Below are 16783 nucleotides of genomic sequence, written 5' to 3'. Positions count from 1 at the left end.
GTCCGTCCTGCCGTGAATCACTCTCGGGGGCTCACGCGCACGTTAACGCCTACTCGCTGCCATGGGCAAGCTCCGGAACGTCCTTCGCGCCCGCAGAGCCGCGCCCCGACAGCGAAGGATATTCCATGAAGAACCGATGGCAGGAGAAAAGCTCTTTGCCTTCAGGGAGTTCTCGGATGAACTTGCCATCGGGTTGCAAGATCCAGCTTTGCGCCTCATCGGCCATGTTCGCCGCCATGATCTGGCTGACGATCTGCGCCTTCACCGTGTCGTTCTTCGCTTCGATCAGGGTTTCGACGCGACGGTTGAGGTTCCGGCCCATCCAGTCGGCCGAAGACAGGAACACCCGGGCGTGTTTCGAGGGCAGGCCATGGCCATTACCGAAGCACACGATCCGGCTGTGTTCGAGGAACCGCCCGACGATGGATTTCACCCGGATGTTCTCGCTCAGCCCCCTGATACCGGGCCGCACGCCGCAGATGCCGCGCACGACGAGGCTGATCTTCACCCCGGCGGCGCTGGCGGCATAGAGCGCGTCGATCACCTCGGGGTCGATCAGGCTGTTCATCTTGGCCCAGATCTCGGCAGGCTTGCCCGCGCGGGCATGGGTCACCTCCGCCGCGATCAGTTCGAGCAGGCGCGGCTTCAGCGAAATCGGCGAGATCGCCAGGTTTTCCAGCCCCTCCGGCTGCACATAGCCCGAGAGGTAGTTGAACACCTTGGTCGCATCGCGGCCAAGCGCCGGGTCGCAGGTGAACAGGCTCAGGTCGGTATAGATCTTCGCCGTGATCGGGTGATAGTTGCCGGTGCCGAAATGGGTGTAGGTCACCAGATGGTCACCTTCGCGCCGCACTACCGTGCTGATTTTCGCGTGGGTTTTCAGGTGCATGAAGCCATAGACCACATGCGCGCCCGCGCGTTCCAGCCGCCGCGACTGCCGGATGTTCGCGGCCTCGTCGAACCGCGCCTTCAGTTCCACCAGCGCGGTGACGGATTTCCCGGCCTCCGCCGCCTCGCACAGCGCATCGACGATCGGGCTGTCCTTCGAGGTGCGGTAGAGCGTCTGCTTGATCGCCAGCACGTTCGGATCCTGCGCCGCCTGTTGCAGGAAGCGGATCACCATGTCGAAGGTTTCATAGGGGTGATGCAGCAGCATGTCCTTCTGCCGGATCGCGGCGAACATGTCGCCGTCGTGATCCTGCACCCGTTCCGGCACGCGCGGCGTGAAGGGCGGCCAGAGCAGGTCGGGCCGCGACGACAGCACCAGTTCCTTCAGATCTGCGACGCCGAGCAGCCCCTTCACCTCGACCACCTCGTCGGGGTTGACGTGCAGTTCGTCCATGATCACCGAGCGCAGCGCCTTGGGGGCGCCGGCGGTGATCTTCAGCCGGATCACCTGACCCCGGCGGCGGCGCTTCAGCGCGGTCTCGAATTCGCGGACCAGATCCTCGGCCTCGTCCTCGACCTCAAGGTCGCTGTCGCGCAGCACCCGGAAAGCGCAGGAGCCGGTATCGGCATAGCCCGGGAACAGCGAATTCAGGTTGAGCAGCAGCAGTTCCTCAAGCGGCAGGAACCGCGATTCCCCCGGCAGCCGCACGAAGCGCGAGATCTGTTGCGGAATCGGCAGCAGCGCCTGCATCCGGCGATGGTCGGTCTCGCGCTCCAGTTCCAGCGCGAGGCAGAAGCCGGTGTTCGGGATGAAGGGGAACGGGTGCGCCGGGTCTATGGCCAGCGGCGACAGCACCGGGAACACGTTCGACAGGAAATATTCGCCCAGGAACTTGCGATCCGCCGCGGTCAGTTTGCCACGCGTCAGGATCTGGATGCCCGCGGCCTCCATTTCGTGCCGGATCGCGTTCCAGCTCGACTGTTGCGTCTCCATCAGGCGGCGCGCATCGGCGTTGATCTGCGCCAGTTGTTCAGAGGGCTGCATGCCGTCATCCGACGGAATCGCATCGCCCTCGCGCACCAGTTCCATCAGCCCGGCAACGCGGACGGTATAGAATTCGTCCAGGTTGGTCGCCGAAATCGACAGGAACCGCAGCCGTTCCAGAAGCGGTACGCGCGGATTGGCGGCCTCTTCCAGCACGCGCCAGTTGAAGGCGAGCCAGCTCAGCTCGCGGTTGAAGAACCGCTTCGGCCCGGCGAAAGATTCGGGGGGCAGGTCGGCGGGGACGGGGAACGGGGTCTTGAGGAAATCTGCCTGGGTCATGGTGGCGCTCTTATGGGGCCTTATTGTAATTGGAATGTGACAGTTGTGGCCGGTTCAGCGCAGACTGTCCAGCACCTCGGCCGCCATGGTGCGGGTGAGGGGGCGGCCCTCCGACACGGCCCGGGCGTCGAGCGCCGCAACCAGCCGCCGCGCAAAGCCGAGCGAGCGGTCCATATGCGTCACCAGCCAGGGGATCAGGCTGTGCGGCACCTTGGTCTGCCGGTCGGCGAACAGCTTCACCAGCACGGCGGACAGCAGCGCATCATCGGGCGCCGCGATGCGAACGGTGGCGGTGGCCTCCATCCGGCTTTTCAGGTCTGGCAGCGTCAGGCCCCAGTCGCGCGGCGGCGCATTGGCGGTGAGCAGAAGCCGCCCGCCCTCGGCCTGCGCCAGATTGTGCAGGTGGAACAGCGCCGCCTCCGCCGGACCGATCTGCTGCGCATCCTCGATCACCGCGGCACGCGACAGCGCGGGCGCCATCTCCGCCGTCAGGTCGCGGGCGCGCAGGATCGGGGCCTCCTGCGCCTCGGCCCAGATCGCGGCCAGATGCGACTTGCCCGCGCCCTCCGGCCCGATCAGCAGCATCCGCCCCTGCGGCCAGCTTTCGGGCGCGTCGAGTGTCGCCAGCGCCAGCGCATTGGCCGGGGCGACGAAGAAATCGTCGCGCCCGCGCGCCTGACGCACGGGCAGGTCGAGGATCAGTTGTCGGGCCATGGCTCCTCAGGGTTCGGCGGGTGGTCCGTTGTCGGCTTCGTGCCCCATGTAGAGGCGCCCTTGCAGGTAACGGTCGAGCGCGTAACGCGCAAGCACCCCGATCACCGCGGCGACCGGCACCGCGACCAGCATGCCCACGAACCCGAACAGCGTGCCAAAGGCGGACAGCGCGAAGATCAGCCACAGCGGATGCAGCCCGATCGAATTGCCCACCAGCTTCGGCGTGATGACATTGCCCTCCAGGAACTGCCCCACGGCAAAGATCGCCACCACCGTGCCGATGGCGAACCAGTCGCCCCAGAACTGATAGAGCGCGAGGCCGATCGACAGCCCGCCGCCAATGATCGCGCCGACATAGGGGATGAAGGTCAACCCGCCCGCGATCGCCCCCGCGATCAGGCCGAAGTTCAGCCCCGCCAGCATCAGCGCCACCGCGTAGAACGTCCCCAGGATCAGGCAGACCGACACCTGCCCGCGCACGAAGCCCGACAGCACCCGGTCGATCTCGCGCGCGATTTCGCGGATTTCCTCGGCATGGTCGAGCGGCAGCCAGCTATCCACCCGGGCGATCATCTTGTCCCAGTCGAGCAGCATGTAGAAGGTCACCACCGGCACGACCACGATGAAGACGATGAAATTCACCACGCTCATCGCCGAGGTCAGCAGCGTCTGCGCCAGCTCCCCGCCCCGCGCCTTTACCGCCTCGCCCAGCGATTGCAGCGTTTCATAGACCATCGAGCCGCGCTTGTTGATCTGCGGGAAATTGTCGGAGAGGAAATGCTGCAACTGCGTCGCCATGTCGGGAGCCGAGGCGATCAGTTGCGTCAGCTGATGCACCAGAACCGGGATCACCGCGAGCCCCAGCACCACGAAGATCAGCGTCGCCGTCAGCGCGATCGTCGCCGTGGCCCAGACCCGCGACATCCCCCATTTCTCCAGCCGGTCCGCCACCGGGTCGAGGAAATAGGCAATCGCGCCGCCCACCAGAAACGGCAGCAGCACCCCGCCCATGCCCCACAGACCCGCGAACAGCAGGGCCGCCGCCGCGCCCCAATAGGTCATCTGCTGTTTTGCCGGTAATGCCATCGGGGCCTCCTTTTGGCCCCGGGGATGCCGGGGCCGGGGGTGTTACAGCTTGCCGCCGCGCTGCTGGATCATCAGGAAGGTGTCGTAATTGTATTCGGCCACCTGGTCCCAGAAATACCAGTCCTTGCGGAAGTCGTTGATGGATCCCCAGATCTTCTTGAAATCCGCGTTGGTCGATTCGATTTCGGCATAGGTCGCGATGGTGGCGTCAAAGCAGGCCTGCATGATCTCGCCCGAGAACGGCCGCAACTGCGCGCCATTCGCGATCAGCGACTTGATCGCCTTGGTGTTCTTCCAGTCGTATTTCGCCAGCATGTCCTGATCTTCGGCCTGGGCCGCGATGCGCAGGATTTTCTGATACAGCGGCGGCAGCTTTTCCCAGGCGTCCTTGTTGAACATGAAATGGACGGTCGGGCCGCCTTCCCACCAGCCGGGATAGTAGTAATAGGGCGCGACCTTGTAAAAGCCGAGCTTTTCGTCGTCATAGGGGCCGACCCATTCAACGCCGTCGATCGTGCCCTTTTCCAGCGCGGGATAGAGGTCGCCGCCCGCGATCTGCTGCGGCACGACGCCCAGCCGCTCCATCACCTTGCCGGCAAAGCCGCCGACCCGCATCTTCAGCCCCTTCATATCGGCGAGGGTTTTGATTTCCTTGCGGAACCAGCCGCCCATCTGCGCGCCGGTATTGCCGCCGGGCAGGGCGAACAGGTTTTGTTTCGCCATGAATTCGTTATACAGGTCGATCCCGCCGCCGTGGTAGTGCCAGGCATTCATGCCCCGCGCGTTCAGTGCGAAGGGAACCGCCGAACCGAGCGCCCAGGTCGGATCCTTGCCCCAGTAGTAATATGCCACCGTGTGGCAGGCTTCGACCGTGCCGGACGATGCCGCATCCGCCGCCTGCAACCCGCCGACGAGTTCGCCCGCCGAAAACACCTGGATCTGGAAATTGCCGTCGGTGGCTTCCTTCACCATCCGCGACAGCACCTCGGCGCCGCCATAGATCGTGTCGAGCGATTTCGGGAATGACGAGGTTAGCCGCCATGTCACCTTCGGATTGGTCTGCGCAAGCGCGGGCGTGGCCAGCGCGCCCGCGATGGTGCCGCCTACGGCGGCCTTGGTCAGGAACGACCGACGATCCATGATATTCCTCCCCTGTTGTCAGGCCGGTCCGGTCTCCTCGCCGGTGCGGCCTTGGGGGAAGTTTACCCGACCGTAAACGCCTGTCCAGCCCGTGGAAGGTGGCACGGCGAACAAAATGCCCCGGCCTTGCAGTCCGGGGCATTGGCTGGTGCGTCAGAGCTTGCCGTTGCGCTGCTGGATCATCAGGAAGGTGTCATAGTTGTATTCGGCCACCTGCTGCCACAGATACCATTCCTTGCGGAAGTCCTTGATCGAATCCCACAGCGTCTTGAAGTCCGCATTCGTGGATTCGATCTCCGAATAGACCTGATTCGAGGTGTTGAAGCAGGCTTCGAGGATTTCGGGCGAGAACGGGCGCAGCTGCGTCCCTTCGGCGATCAGTCGCATGATCGCCTTCGGGTTGTTGTAGTCATATTCCTGCAACATGTTCGCATCGACGGCCTGACAGGCGGTGCGCAGCAGCGACTGATACTGCTTCGGCAGTTCGTTCCACTTTTGCAGGTTGAACATGAAATGGACGGTCGGGCCGCCTTCCCACCAGCCGGGGTAGTAGTAATAGGGCGCGACCTTGACGAAGCCGAGCTTCTCGTCATCGGCGGGGGAGGTGAATTCCACCGCGTCGATCGTGCCCTTTTCCAGCGCCGCATAGATGTCGCCGCCCGCGATCTGCTGCGGGATCACGCCGAGCCGCTCGACGATCTTGCCGGCAAAGCCGCCGATCCGCATCTTCAGGCCCTTCATGTCGTCGAGCGTGTTGATTTCCTTGCGGAACCAGCCGCCCATCTGGGTGCCGGTATTGCCGCCCGGGAAGGCGATGATGTTGTCCTTGGCCAGGAACTGGTTGTAGAGGTCGATCCCGCCGCCGAAATAGTGCCAGGCGTTCATCCCGCGCGCCGACAGCGCGAAGGGAATCGCCGAGCCAACCGCCCAGGCCGGGTTTTTGCCCCAGTAGTAATAGCCCACCGTATGCGCCATCTCGACGGTGCCCGCGCTGACCGCATCCGCCGCCTGAAGCCCGCCGACCAGTTCGCCCGCCGCAAAGGACTGGATCTGGAAATTGCCGTCCGACGCCTCGGCCACGCGCTTGCCCAGTTCCTCGGTATTGCCGAACAGGGTCGAAAGCGACTTCGGGAAGGAGGAGGTCATCCGCCAGGTGATCTTCGGCGCGGCCTGCGCCAGGGCGGGAGCGGCCAGGCCCGTGGCGGCGGTGCCGAGCGCGGCTTTCGTCAGGAAGGAACGGCGGTCCATCGGGATCCTCTCAATGCAATCGGGATGCCGGGCGCGACGGGAATCGCGCGGCGGCGCGAAGGTGTCAGCGATCCGGCGCCGTGTCCAGATATTCATTGCCGAAAATGCGGGCTTTAACGCAACAATGCGTCGCGTTAAGCGGCATTCCGACACTCAGCCGCGGGAATCGGGAAGCTGGATCTTGGCGACCTGCTCCGCGATCGGGTCGACGGAGAGCGGATGCGTCTCGCCGTCATGGCTGGCCGGATCGCCGATCTCCTGCCAGCGGCCGCCCTTGTAGATCTCCAGCGCGCCGAATTTCGCCTTGTAGCCCATCTTGCGCGAGCCGGGCACCCAATAGCCCAGATAGACATAGGGCAGGCCGGCGCGGCGGGCGATCTCGATATGGTCCAGCACCAGATAGGTGCCCAGGCTGTCTTCGGGCCGGTCCGGGTCGTAAAAGCTGTAGACCATGCTCAGCCCGTCATCCAGCACATCGGTCAGGCACACGGCCGTGAGCGCGCGGGTGGTGCCGGGCGATGCCTCCGTCTCGCGGTATTCGATGACACGGGACTTGACCGGCGTTTCCTCGATCATCGCGGCGAATTCAAAGATGTCCATGTCGGCCATCCCGCCATCCGCGTGGCGCTGGTCGAGATAGCGGCGGAACAGCGCGAACTGCTCTTCCGTCGCCCAGGGGCTGGTCGCCGTGCGTTTCAGATGGGCGTTGCGGCGCAGCATCTTGCGCTGCGTGCGGGTGGGCTGGAAATCGGCGACGCGGATCCGCGCCGACAGGCAGGCCGAGCAATCCGCGCAGCTTGGCCGGTAAAGCACGTTCTGCGACCGCCGGAACCCCTGCCGCGAGAGAGTGTTGTTCAGCTTCTCCGCCCCTTCGCCCTGTAGCGCGGTGAACAGCTTCCGCTCCGCCCGGCCATCGAGATAGGGGCAGGTCTGCGGAGCAGTCACATAGAACTGCGGAGCGAGAGGAAGCGAATGGCGCATTTACACCCGGGGGAAGCTGGACCGCTGGGGCCGCAGGGGCTGAATTTCGCGGAAGGCTAGCAAGATCGTTCCGCCCCGCCAAGTCCTTCCTTTCCGCCAGATAGTTACAACCCCGCCTTTTGCAAGGCGGGGCCGGGGCGACAGGGGATCACGCTTCGGGTGCGTCGTCCTTTTTCGGCGCGGACTCGGGCGCGGACTCTGCGGCGGCGCGGGCGCGTTCGTCCATGTATTGGTCGAACTCGGCCTTGTCGCGGGCTTCGCGCAGACGGATCAGGAAGGCCTCGAATTCATCCTGTTCGCGTTCCAGCCGGGCCAGCGTATCGGCCTTGTAGGCGTCAAAAGCGCGGTTGCCGGTGGGGCGCGAGGCATGGAAATGAAGCCGCGGGCCGCAGGCGACGATCCCTTCGCGCCGCGCGCGGGACCGGAACCGCCCGGTGATCAGGATGAAGCCCAGCACCAGCAGCCCGAGCGGACCGCCGAAGATGAACGACCCGACCATCACCACGATCCAGGACAGCGGGCCGCGCTCGTCCATCCAGTTCAGGGTGCGACTGATCAGACCCGGACGCGCCGGGGCGGGAGTATAGGCGTAGGACATCGGAACCTCCGGGTTGGATGTAAATGGCTTTCACATCCGCAAGGTGGACTCCGGCGTGGTCACCGTCAAGGGGCGATGTAAATGTTTTTTACATCACTCGGTGAAATCCGCCGGGACAGCGCCGGTGATCCGCCTCAACTCCGCCGGGGTGGTGCGGAAGATGTGGCGCGGCGTGCCCGCAGCCGCCCAGATCTCCCCGAAATCATCCAGCCGCGGATCCCAGAACGTCTGCACCGGTGTCAGATGGCCCACCGGAGACACCCCGCCGATGGCAAAGCCGGTTTCCGCCCGGATCAGATCGGCATCCGCCTTGCCAAGCGGCTGCCCGGCGGCGGCGCTGGCCTTTTGCGCGCTGACACGGTTGCCGCCCGCCGTCAGGAACAGCACCACATGGCCGCTGCTCTCGCCACGGAAGATGATCGACTTGACGATCTGGTCAATGCTCACGCCGGCGGCTTCGGCTGCCTCGGCGGCGGTGCGGGCCTGGCCGACCTCGCGGATATCGGGTTCGGTGCCGGCGGCGCGCAGGGCGGCTTCGACACGCTTCAGGGATTTGCTCATGGATCCTCCTGTTTGCGCCGGAATATTTGGAAAGCCACCGCTGCGGAAGGGGCGATAGGGCATTGACCCGCTGGCTGCGGAATGGGCACTGTGCCGCCATGACATTCGCACCGACCCGCTGCCCGATCCCCTATGAGCCCGAGCGTGGCGCCGAAGCCGCCGCGCTTTTCCCCGACCTGCCGCCCGAGACCCGCGCCCTGATCGCGGGGGCGGCGGGCTGTTCGCCCTATCTGGGCGGGCTGATGGCGCAAGAAAGGGACTGGCTCGCCCCTGCGCTATACGATCCCGATGCCGCGCTGGCGGCGGAAATCGCGCGGATCGGCGCGGTGGCGCAGGACACGCTTGCGGCGGAACTGCGGCGGGCAAAGCGGCGGGTCGGGGTGCTGACGGGGGTGGCCGATCTGGGCGGGGTCTGGACGCTGGAACAGGTGACGGGGGCGCTGACGCTGCTGGCCGATCGCGCGGTGGATCTGGCGCTGAAGCATTTCGTGGCAGAAGAGATCCGGCGCGGCAAGCTGCCCGGCGCCACGGCGGAGGATGCCGATACGGCGGGCGGGCTGGTCGCGCTGGCGATGGGGAAGATGGGCGCGGGGGAGTTGAACTATTCCTCCGACATCGACCTGATCTGTCTTTACGACGAAACCCGCTATGACCCGGCGGATCGGGTCGAGGCACGTTCCGCGCTGGTGCGGGCGACGCGGAAGATGGCGGCGCTGCTGTCGGAACGTACGGCGGAGGGCTATGTCTTCCGCACCGATCTGCGGCTGCGCCCGGATGCCTCGGTGACGCCTGTGTGCATCTCGATGGCCTCGGCTGAACTGTATTACGAGGCCGAGGGCCGGACATGGGAGCGCGCGGCCTATATCAAGGCGCGGCCCTGTGCAGGCGACATCGCGGCGGGGGCACGGTTTCTACAGGCGCTGACGCCCTTTGTCTGGCGCCGGCATCTGGATTTCGCGGCGATCCAGGACGCGCATGACATGCGGCTGCGGATCCGTGATCACAAGGGCCTGCACGGCCCGATCGAGATCCCCGGCCACAACATGAAACTGGGCCGGGGTGGTATCCGCGAGATCGAATTCTTCACCCAGACCCGGCAATTGATCGCGGGCGGGCGGGACGTGGTGCTGCGCGACCGGACCACGGTGGGCGGGCTCGCGCGGCTGGCGGAGCGCGGCTGGCTTCCCGGTGACGTGGCCGCGGAACTGACCGACCATTACCGCCAGCACCGCGATATCGAACACCGGGTGCAGATGGTGAACGACGCGCAGACCCATCTGCTGCCCACCGCGCCCGAGGGGCTGGACCGGATCGCGCGGATGATGGGCGAGGGCGACACCGCGCGCTGGTCCGCCGTGCTGCACGAGCGGCTGCGGCGGGTGGAGGAACTGACCGGCGCCTTTTTCGCCCCGGCCGAAGGTGGCGGGCGGCCTGACCTCAGCCCGGCGTCTGAGGCCATCGTCGAGGGCTGGCGCGGCTATCCGGCGCTGCGCTCCGAGCGGGCGCAGGCGATCTTTCAGCGCATCGAGCCCGAGATCCTGAAACGCCTGCAACGCGCCGCCAACACGGATGAGGCGCTGTTACAATTCGACGGGTTTCTCAAAGGGTTGCCAGCCGGAGTTCAACTGTTTTCCCTGTTCGGTTCGAACCCGACGCTGATCGACCTGATCGTTGATATCTGCGCGACGGCACCGGGGCTTGCGGCCTATCTGTCGCGTAATGCGGGCGTGCTGGATGCGGTGATCGGCGGGTCGTTCTTCGCGCCCTGGCCGGGGGCCGGGGAGTTGCGCAAGACCTTCGATGCCGCGCTGGCGGGGGAAACGGATTACGAACGCAAGCTCGATGCCGCGCGGCGTTGGGCGAAGGAATGGCGCTTCCGCACCGGGGTGCATCACCTGCGCGGGCTGGCGGATGCGGCGGAAAGCGCGCGGCAATATGCCGATGTGGCCTCGGTTGCGGTGGCGGGGCTCTGGCCCGGAGTGGTGGCGGAATTCGCCCGCCGCCATGGGCCGCAGCCCGGGCGGGGCGCGGTGGTTCTGGGCATGGGGTCGCTCGGGGCGGAGCGGCTGAACGCGAGTTCGGACCTCGACCTGATCGTGATCTATGATGCGCAGGGGGCGGAGGGCTCCGACGGGCCGAAGCCCCTGCCCACGCGGCAGTATTTCGCGCGGCTGACGCAGGCGCTGATCACCGCGATCACCGCGCCGATGCCGGAGGGGCGACTCTATGAGGTCGACATGCGGTTGCGCCCTTCGGGGCGGCAGGGGCCGGTCGCGACCTCGTTCGAGAGTTTCCGCGCCTATCAGATGAATGAGGCCTGGACCTGGGAGCATCTCGCGCTGACCCGCGCCCGCCCGCTGGCGGGGGATCCGGGGTTGCAGGCGGATATTGACGCCGCGCGGATCGAGGTTCTGCACGCCAAGGGGACCGATCCGAAGGTCATGCCGGATCTGGCCGAGATGCGCGCCCGGATCTTTGCCGCCAAGGCGCCGGATGGGGATTGGGAGGCGAAGATCGGCCCGGGCCGGTTGCAGGATCTGGAACTGCTGGCACAGAGCTTCGCGCTGCGCTCCGGCGCGCCCGCCCGGCGGGTGGAGGCGCAGTTGCGCGCGGGTCTTCAGGCCGGGCTGATCGGCAAGGCGGAGGCGGAGGTGCTGGCCTCGGCCTATCGGTTCCTGTGGCGGTTGCAGGCGGGGGGGCGGCTGCTGACGGACCGGCCGCTGGACATGGCGGCGATCGGCGAGGGCGGGCGGGCCTTCCTGCTGCGCGAGGTGGATGCTGCGACGCTGGACGAGCTGCGCGCGCGGCTGGACCAGACCACCGCCGCCGTCGCCCGGATCGTGGAAGCGGCGCTCGCGACCTAGCCTGACGGCAGAACGAGTGGGCGCGGTCAGCGCATCCCGAGCCCGGCCCGCATCAGTGCGCGCCGCACCGGCGCCATGCCGTAAAGCACGCCCAGCACCCCGGCGCGCAGGTCGCGCAGCGGCGGCGCCCCGACCATCGAGGCGCGGTTGAGCAGGTCGATGCCGATCTCGCGTGCCTTGACCTCGGGCCAGCGGCGGCGGTGATAGGCGTCGAGCATCGCCGGTTCGCCCAGATGCACGGGGTCCTTCTCGCACAGGTCGAGCAGGCAGCGCAGATCGGCCAGCGACATATTCAGCCCCTGTGCCCCGATCGGCGGGATGACATGCGCGGCCTCGGCGATCAGGGCGGTGCGCTCGGCGCTGAACCGGCCCGCGATCTGCGTGATCATCGGCCAGAGCGCGCGGCGCGTGGCCAGCCGCAGCGGTCCCAGCAGCCCGGTGGAACGCTCGGTCATCGCCGCCTCGAACTCGGGCACCGGCAGCGCGGCCAGGCGCTCGGCCTCGGCGCCGCGCTCCATCCAGACCACGGCGGAGGAGGGCACCCCCTCCCGGTCGGGCAGCGGCACGAAGGTGAACGGCCCGCCGGAGCGGTGGATCTCGGTCGAAACATTGTCGTGCGGAATCGGGTGGGTCACCGCGAAGGCCAGCGCCTTTTGACCATAACGCGTGGTCCGCACCGGAATGCCCACCGCGCGGCGCACGAAGGAGTCGCGCCCATCCGCCGCCACGACCAGCCGCGCATGGATACGCGAGCCGTCTGACAGCGTGACCTCCGCCCCTGTCAGCCGCGTGACCAGCCCGGAGACCGCCACACCCGGGCGGAAATCGGCGAGCGGCAGGTCGGCCAGCCGCGCAACCATCTCCCGCCGCAAGAGCCAGTTCGGGAAGTTCCAGCCGAAGGGCGCGTCGGACAGTTCACCCGCGTTGAAATCACGGCTCAGCCGGGCGACGGGTTCGGCCCCGCCCGCGTCGATGATGCGCATCACCTTGAGCGGCGCGGCAAAGGGGGCCAGCCGCTCCCACAGCCCGGCGCGTTCCAGAACGATGCGGGACGGCTGCAAGAATGCGGTCGAGCGCATATCCGCCCCCGCCGCCCCCTCGGAGGTAACGGGGGGCGTGGGATCGACGCAGATCGTGGTGAAACCCGCGCTGGCAAAGGCCGCCGTGGCAATCAGCCCCGCGACACCGCCACCGGAAACAAGAATATCGGTTTGCTGGCTCATGGCATCCTCCGCTCAGGCCACTTTATCCGGTGGCACGCCGAAGGCCCAGAGCGATCAGCCGCCCGCCGTCATGATGACGAGCAGCGCGAGGATCAGCCAGGTCGCGCCGACGCCGAACAGGATCAGCCCGCCGAGCCCGGCAAACACGATCGACCCCGCCAGAAGCGCGATCACCAGAACCGCGACAAGATACATGAAGCCGGCATGCTGGTTGGGAACGGCGGCGTGGCTATCGGTGGTCATGGGGCTTTCCCTCTGGCAGATGGGTCTTCATAGCGCGGCGGCGGCGTTCTGCCTACTCCCCCCACGGGGCGGCGAAAGGTCGCGCCACTATTTCGTGCGCAAGCTGGTCAGGAATTGGGCAAGATCGTCGGTGTGGTGGCCGATATGGGGCAGGTCCACCCGTTTGGGCGCGACATGGACGGTGCGCAGCCCCATCGCATGCGGCACGGCCAGATTGCGCGGATCATCCTCGAACATCGCGGCGCGGTCGCGCCGGATCCCGGCCTTGGCAAAGACGGTCTCGAAGGCGCGGGCCTTGGGCTTGGGTTCGTAATTCGCGTGTTCGACGCCGAAGATCCCGTCGAACAGTCCGCTCAGGCCCCGCGCCTCAAGCACCCTTTCGGCATAGGGGGCGGAACCGTTGGTATAAACGATGCGGCGGCCGGGCAGGGCCCCGATCGCGGTGCGCAGCGCCGGGTCCGGCGACAGCGGCGCAAAGGAAATGTCATGCACATCGGCCAGATAGGCCTCGGGTTCCAGCCCGTGTTCGTGCATCAGCCCCGCCAGCGTGGTGCCGTAAAGCTGCCAATAGTGATCGCGCAGCCGGTCGGCCTCCGTCCGCCCGACGCCGAGCGCGCGCATGACGTAATCGGTCATCCGCACCTCGATCTGGTCGAACAGGCGCATCTGCGGCGGGTAAAGCGTGTTGTCGAGATCGAAAACCCAGTCCTCGACATGGGCGAAGTCCGGGGCGGGCGAGGGGATGGTGCGCATGGCGCGACCCTAGCCCTTCGCGGAACGGGGCGCAACCGCAAGGCTTGTCAGGGGGGCGCCGCGCTCCTAAGTTCCGCAGTTCAACGGCAGGGAACGGTAATGCAGAAAGATGCCTATGCGATGATCGTCGAGGCGATTGATTCCGGAGTTTACCGCCCGGGCGACCGGCTGGTGGAATCGGAACTGGCGGAGCGGTTCGGCGTGTCGCGTACCCCGGTGCGCGAGGCGTTGCAGCGGCTGGAGACGCAAAGCATGCTCGCGCGCGACGGTCGCAGCCTGATCGTCGCCTCGCTCGACCACAACCAGCTGGCGGAGCTTTATGTCGTGCGCGCGGAGCTGGAGGCGCTGGCGGCGGCGCTGGCGGCGAAACATGCGGCGCCCGAAGAGGTCCGCGTGTTGCAGGACATGGTGGATCAGGACTGGACCTGCCATGGCGATGCGCTGTCGCTGTCGCGCTCGAACAAGCAGTTCCACAGGCAGATCCATCTCGCCTCGCACAACCGCTATCTGGTGCAGCAACTCGATCTGGTGCATCGCTCGATGGCGCTGCTGGCGACCACATCGCTCGCCGCAGAGGGCCGCAGCGATGCCGCGCTGCGCGAGCATCAGGCGATTGTCGATGCGATTCGCGAGGGCGACGAACAGGCCGCCTCCACCGCGCTGCGCACGCATATCTCGAAGGCGTTCGAGACGCGGCTGAAGCTCGATGCCGCGCAGGGTGGCAAGACGCTGTTCTGATCGGGATCGCAAACCCGGATCGCAAACATAGTCTGGGCCTATTTGAGTTCGCGGCGCGCGGCTGGTTCAATCCGGCGCGACGCGGAGCCTGACCTCCGCCGGATACAGCATGAGGTTCCCATGAGCTTTTCCCCCGATTCCCGCGTTGATCTCGGTCGGTTCTGGTCGACCATCGCGCGTTCCGCCGAGATCGGCCAGGGGCGCGAGAACGGCCTTGCGCGCCTGACCCTGACCGACAGCGACCGCGAGATGCGCGATCAGTTCGTGGACTGGTGCAAGGCGGCGGGGCTGAGCGTCATGGTCGATGAGATGGGGTCCATCTTCGGCCGCCGCGAGGGCAGCGACCCGAGCCTGCCGCCGGTGGTGATCGGCTCGCATCTGGACACGCAGATCAACGGCGGCCGGTTCGACGGCATCGCGGGGGTTCTGGCCGGGCTGGAGGTGATCCGCACGCTGAACGACCTTGGCCATGTCACGAAACGGCCGATCATCGTCGTCGACTGGACGAACGAAGAGGGCGCGCGGTTTTCGCCGCCGATGGTGGCTTCGGGCGTGTTCGTCGGGCGCTACACCACGGAATGGGCGCATGACCTGATTGCGGATGACGGCGCGCGGTTCGGTGATGAACTGGCGCGGATCGGCTACCGCGGGACCATGCCCTGCGGCTTCGACGTCGATGGCTATTTCGAGCTGCACATCGAACAGGGTCCGATCCTCGATGCCGAAAAGCGTCAGGTCGGCGTGGTTACCGGCGGCTATCCCAGCTTTGGCATGCGCGTGCGTTTCGACGGCGAAACCGCCCATACCGGCCCGACGCCGATGGACCTGCGCCACAATGCGCTGATCGCCGGGGCGCGGTTCCTGACAGCGGTGGACGATATCGGCTGGGATTTCGCGGTGATGGACGGCAAGGCCACCGGTTCGCGCCTCGCCGCCTGGCCGAACAAGCCGGGGATCCTGTCGGAAACCGCGCAATGCGTGGCCGATGTGCGCCACCCCGACCTGATCACTGCGAAGGTGATGGCGGAAAAGATGCGCCGCGCCGCGCATGAGGCGGGGGCGAAGGCGGGCTGCACGGTCACGGTCGAGGACGAATGGGCCTGGGGCGGCGATATCTTCGACCCCGACATGGTGGCGCTGGTCCGGGCCGAGGCGGTGCGGCAGGGCTGGAACTGGCGCGACATTCAGGCCCAGGCCGGGCATGACGCCTATCACATGGCGATGCGCTACCCGACCGCAATGATCTTTACCCCCTGCAAGGGCGGGATCACCCACAACAACAACGAAAGCTGCGATCCGGAGGATTTCCGCGCCGGGCTGAACATGCTGCTGCATGCCGCCGTCGCCCGCGCGGATCGCTGACTAGATCATGCCGGGATAAAGGGACAGGAGTTCTTCGATCAGGTCGATGAATTTCTGTTCCGGCGGCGTGGGTTGCACCTCGGAACTGCTGACGAGGAAGACATCCGCCCCGAGCGGTTCATCCGTCAGCGACAGCCGCCACAGCCGCCCCGCCGCCGCCTCGTCCGACACCGCCATCAGGGGCAGGATGCCGATGCCCAGCCCGGTGACGATCATCCGCCGCACCTCCTCCAGATCGTGGCTCGACCCGCAGATCCGGTTGCCGAGGTTCAGCCCCTCGCGCAGGATGATCATCGGTTCGAGCCCCATCCCCTCGGTCGCGCAGGTGAAGGCGACGAAGGCTTCCTGTTGCAAATCGCGGGTGGTGACATCGGTGCGGCCGTAAAGCGGATGTTCGGCGCCGCAGAAGATACCGAATTCCTCGCGGAACAGATGGCGGCAGTTCAGGTTGATCAGCGGCTTGATCAGCAGGCAGATGCCGATCCCGGCCTTTTCATGGGTGATGCGGCGCACCGTTTCGGCGGAATTCTGCACCTCGATCCGCCAGGTGACCGAGGGGTGGCGCTGATGATACAGCCGGATCGCCTCGTCGATCAGGGGGGAGTGCAACTGGCTGATGATGCTCAGCCGCAATTCGCCGAATTCCTCGTCGTTGCGGTCCTCGGTCAGCACGCCGATGCGGTCGACCGCGCGGAACATCTCGGCGCATTCCTGATAGATCTTCTCGCCGCGCGAGGTCAGCGCGAAATGCCGGCTGCCGCGAAAGATCAGCTGGCACCCCAGCTGGTCCTCCAGCTTTTGCAGCGCGAGGCTCACCGAGGGCTGGCTCATGTTGAGCCGCTTCGCCGCCCGCGTCAGGCCCTTTTCCTCGGCGATGACACAGAAACTGCGCAGCAGGTTCCAGTTCAGCTCTGACAGGTCGGGACGCTGGGGCATGGGTGAGTCTCGTTGGGTCCGGCCCGTTCCTAGCACGGTTTGGAAAGCTCCAAACATAGGCGCTGGCTATCCTTCGGATCAAGGGGGCGGGCGTTTGCCGCTATGTCCACGGCGCTTCCGCCCT

Annotated in this window: 15 protein-coding genes; 3 read left to right on the top strand and 12 right to left on the bottom strand. The window is 66.3% G+C overall.

What is annotated here, in order from left to right:
- Positions 1-49 precede the first annotated feature (49 nt).
- The 8 genes from QM789_RS11780 to QM789_RS11745 form a co-directional block, all read right to left on the bottom strand.
- The gene (locus QM789_RS11780; RefSeq protein WP_420352089.1) at positions 50-2212 is read right to left on the bottom strand and encodes an RNA degradosome polyphosphate kinase; all 2163 of its coding nucleotides are present in this window, start codon (positions 2210-2212) and stop codon (positions 50-52) included.
- A 54-nt stretch (positions 2213-2266) separates the two neighbouring features.
- Positions 2267-2926, bottom strand: coding sequence for a chromosomal replication initiator DnaA (locus QM789_RS11775; RefSeq protein WP_420352088.1), 660 nt, complete (start codon positions 2924-2926; stop codon positions 2267-2269).
- Between the two features lie 6 nt (positions 2927-2932).
- On the bottom strand, positions 2933-4012 hold the full coding sequence (locus QM789_RS11770) for an AI-2E family transporter (RefSeq protein WP_420352087.1): 1080 nt from the start codon (positions 4010-4012) through the stop codon (positions 2933-2935).
- A gap of 42 nt (positions 4013-4054) precedes the next feature.
- Entirely contained in the window at positions 4055-5152 is a 1098-nt protein-coding gene (locus QM789_RS11765) for a TRAP transporter substrate-binding protein (protein WP_420352086.1), read from the bottom strand.
- 153 nt (positions 5153-5305) lie between these two features.
- Positions 5306-6400: a TRAP transporter substrate-binding protein gene (locus QM789_RS11760; protein ID WP_420352085.1), complete on the bottom strand. Its 1095-nt coding sequence runs from the start codon at positions 6398-6400 to the stop codon at positions 5306-5308.
- 153 nt (positions 6401-6553) lie between these two features.
- Positions 6554-7381 (bottom strand): arginyltransferase, encoded by an 828-nt coding sequence (locus QM789_RS11755; protein ID WP_420352084.1) that lies wholly within the window; start codon positions 7379-7381, stop codon positions 6554-6556.
- A gap of 148 nt (positions 7382-7529) precedes the next feature.
- The gene (locus QM789_RS11750) at positions 7530-7979 is read right to left on the bottom strand and encodes a DUF2852 domain-containing protein (RefSeq protein WP_420352083.1); all 450 of its coding nucleotides are present in this window, start codon (positions 7977-7979) and stop codon (positions 7530-7532) included.
- Between the two features lie 93 nt (positions 7980-8072).
- The gene (locus QM789_RS11745) at positions 8073-8540 is read right to left on the bottom strand and encodes a YbaK/EbsC family protein (RefSeq protein ID WP_420352082.1); all 468 of its coding nucleotides are present in this window, start codon (positions 8538-8540) and stop codon (positions 8073-8075) included.
- Between the two features lie 98 nt (positions 8541-8638).
- Between QM789_RS11745 and QM789_RS11740 the strand changes: the two genes are divergently transcribed.
- The gene (locus tag QM789_RS11740) at positions 8639-11404 is read left to right on the top strand and encodes a glutamine-synthetase adenylyltransferase (protein ID WP_420352081.1); all 2766 of its coding nucleotides are present in this window, start codon (positions 8639-8641) and stop codon (positions 11402-11404) included.
- 26 nt (positions 11405-11430) lie between these two features.
- Here QM789_RS11740 and QM789_RS11735 read toward each other — a convergent pair whose 3' ends face one another.
- The 3 genes from QM789_RS11735 to QM789_RS11725 form a co-directional block, all read right to left on the bottom strand.
- Complete coding sequence (locus tag QM789_RS11735; protein ID WP_420352080.1) at positions 11431-12627, bottom strand: UbiH/UbiF family hydroxylase; 1197 nt, start codon at positions 12625-12627, stop codon at positions 11431-11433.
- A 54-nt stretch (positions 12628-12681) separates the two neighbouring features.
- Positions 12682-12870: a hypothetical protein gene (locus QM789_RS11730; protein WP_420352079.1), complete on the bottom strand. Its 189-nt coding sequence runs from the start codon at positions 12868-12870 to the stop codon at positions 12682-12684.
- Positions 12871-12957: 87 nt separating this feature from the next.
- A complete protein-coding gene (locus tag QM789_RS11725; protein WP_420352078.1) occupies positions 12958-13623 on the bottom strand; it encodes a pyrimidine 5'-nucleotidase in 666 nt (221 codons plus the stop codon).
- A gap of 99 nt (positions 13624-13722) precedes the next feature.
- Here QM789_RS11725 and QM789_RS11720 point away from each other — a divergent pair, with 99 nt between their 5' ends.
- Both QM789_RS11720 and QM789_RS11715 read left to right on the top strand, forming a co-directional pair.
- Complete coding sequence (locus QM789_RS11720) at positions 13723-14361, top strand: GntR family transcriptional regulator (RefSeq protein WP_420352077.1); 639 nt, start codon at positions 13723-13725, stop codon at positions 14359-14361.
- A gap of 120 nt (positions 14362-14481) precedes the next feature.
- Positions 14482-15723, top strand: a complete 1242-nt coding sequence (locus QM789_RS11715; protein WP_420352076.1) for a Zn-dependent hydrolase — start codon at positions 14482-14484, stop codon at positions 15721-15723.
- Here QM789_RS11715 and QM789_RS11710 read toward each other — a convergent pair whose 3' ends face one another.
- Positions 15724-16659: a LysR family transcriptional regulator gene (locus QM789_RS11710; protein ID WP_420352075.1), complete on the bottom strand. Its 936-nt coding sequence runs from the start codon at positions 16657-16659 to the stop codon at positions 15724-15726.
- Positions 16660-16783 lie beyond the last annotated feature (124 nt).

The sequence above is a fragment of the Paenirhodobacter sp. genome (assembly GCF_047600745.1).
Classification (GTDB): Bacteria; Pseudomonadota; Alphaproteobacteria; order Rhodobacterales; family Rhodobacteraceae; genus Rhodobacter.
This window is presented reverse-complemented; position numbering and strand designations above follow the sequence as displayed.

Bases quoted from the DNA above. Each gene is read 5' to 3' on its own strand.
- QM789_RS11775 (WP_420352088.1), bottom strand. From the start codon at position 2,926: ATGGCCCGACAACTGATCCTCGACCTGCCCGTGCGTCAGGCGCGCGGG.
- QM789_RS11720 (WP_420352077.1), top strand. From the start codon at position 13,723: ATGCAGAAAGATGCCTATGCGATGATCGTCGAGGCGATTGATTCCGGA.
- QM789_RS11715 (WP_420352076.1), top strand. From the start codon at position 14,482: ATGAGCTTTTCCCCCGATTCCCGCGTTGATCTCGGTCGGTTCTGGTCG.
- QM789_RS11725 (WP_420352078.1), bottom strand. From the start codon at position 13,623: ATGCGCACCATCCCCTCGCCCGCCCCGGACTTCGCCCATGTCGAGGAC.
- QM789_RS11710 (WP_420352075.1), bottom strand. From the start codon at position 16,659: ATGCCCCAGCGTCCCGACCTGTCAGAGCTGAACTGGAACCTGCTGCGC.
- QM789_RS11740 (WP_420352081.1), top strand. From the start codon at position 8,639: ATGACATTCGCACCGACCCGCTGCCCGATCCCCTATGAGCCCGAGCGT.
- QM789_RS11780 (WP_420352089.1), bottom strand. From the start codon at position 2,212: ATGACCCAGGCAGATTTCCTCAAGACCCCGTTCCCCGTCCCCGCCGAC.
- QM789_RS11770 (WP_420352087.1), bottom strand. From the start codon at position 4,012: ATGGCATTACCGGCAAAACAGCAGATGACCTATTGGGGCGCGGCGGCG.
- QM789_RS11755 (WP_420352084.1), bottom strand. From the start codon at position 7,381: ATGCGCCATTCGCTTCCTCTCGCTCCGCAGTTCTATGTGACTGCTCCG.
- QM789_RS11750 (WP_420352083.1), bottom strand. From the start codon at position 7,979: ATGTCCTACGCCTATACTCCCGCCCCGGCGCGTCCGGGTCTGATCAGT.
- QM789_RS11745 (WP_420352082.1), bottom strand. From the start codon at position 8,540: ATGAGCAAATCCCTGAAGCGTGTCGAAGCCGCCCTGCGCGCCGCCGGC.
- QM789_RS11765 (WP_420352086.1), bottom strand. From the start codon at position 5,152: ATGGATCGTCGGTCGTTCCTGACCAAGGCCGCCGTAGGCGGCACCATC.
- QM789_RS11760 (WP_420352085.1), bottom strand. From the start codon at position 6,400: ATGGACCGCCGTTCCTTCCTGACGAAAGCCGCGCTCGGCACCGCCGCC.
- QM789_RS11735 (WP_420352080.1), bottom strand. From the start codon at position 12,627: ATGAGCCAGCAAACCGATATTCTTGTTTCCGGTGGCGGTGTCGCGGGG.
- QM789_RS11730 (WP_420352079.1), bottom strand. From the start codon at position 12,870: ATGACCACCGATAGCCACGCCGCCGTTCCCAACCAGCATGCCGGCTTC.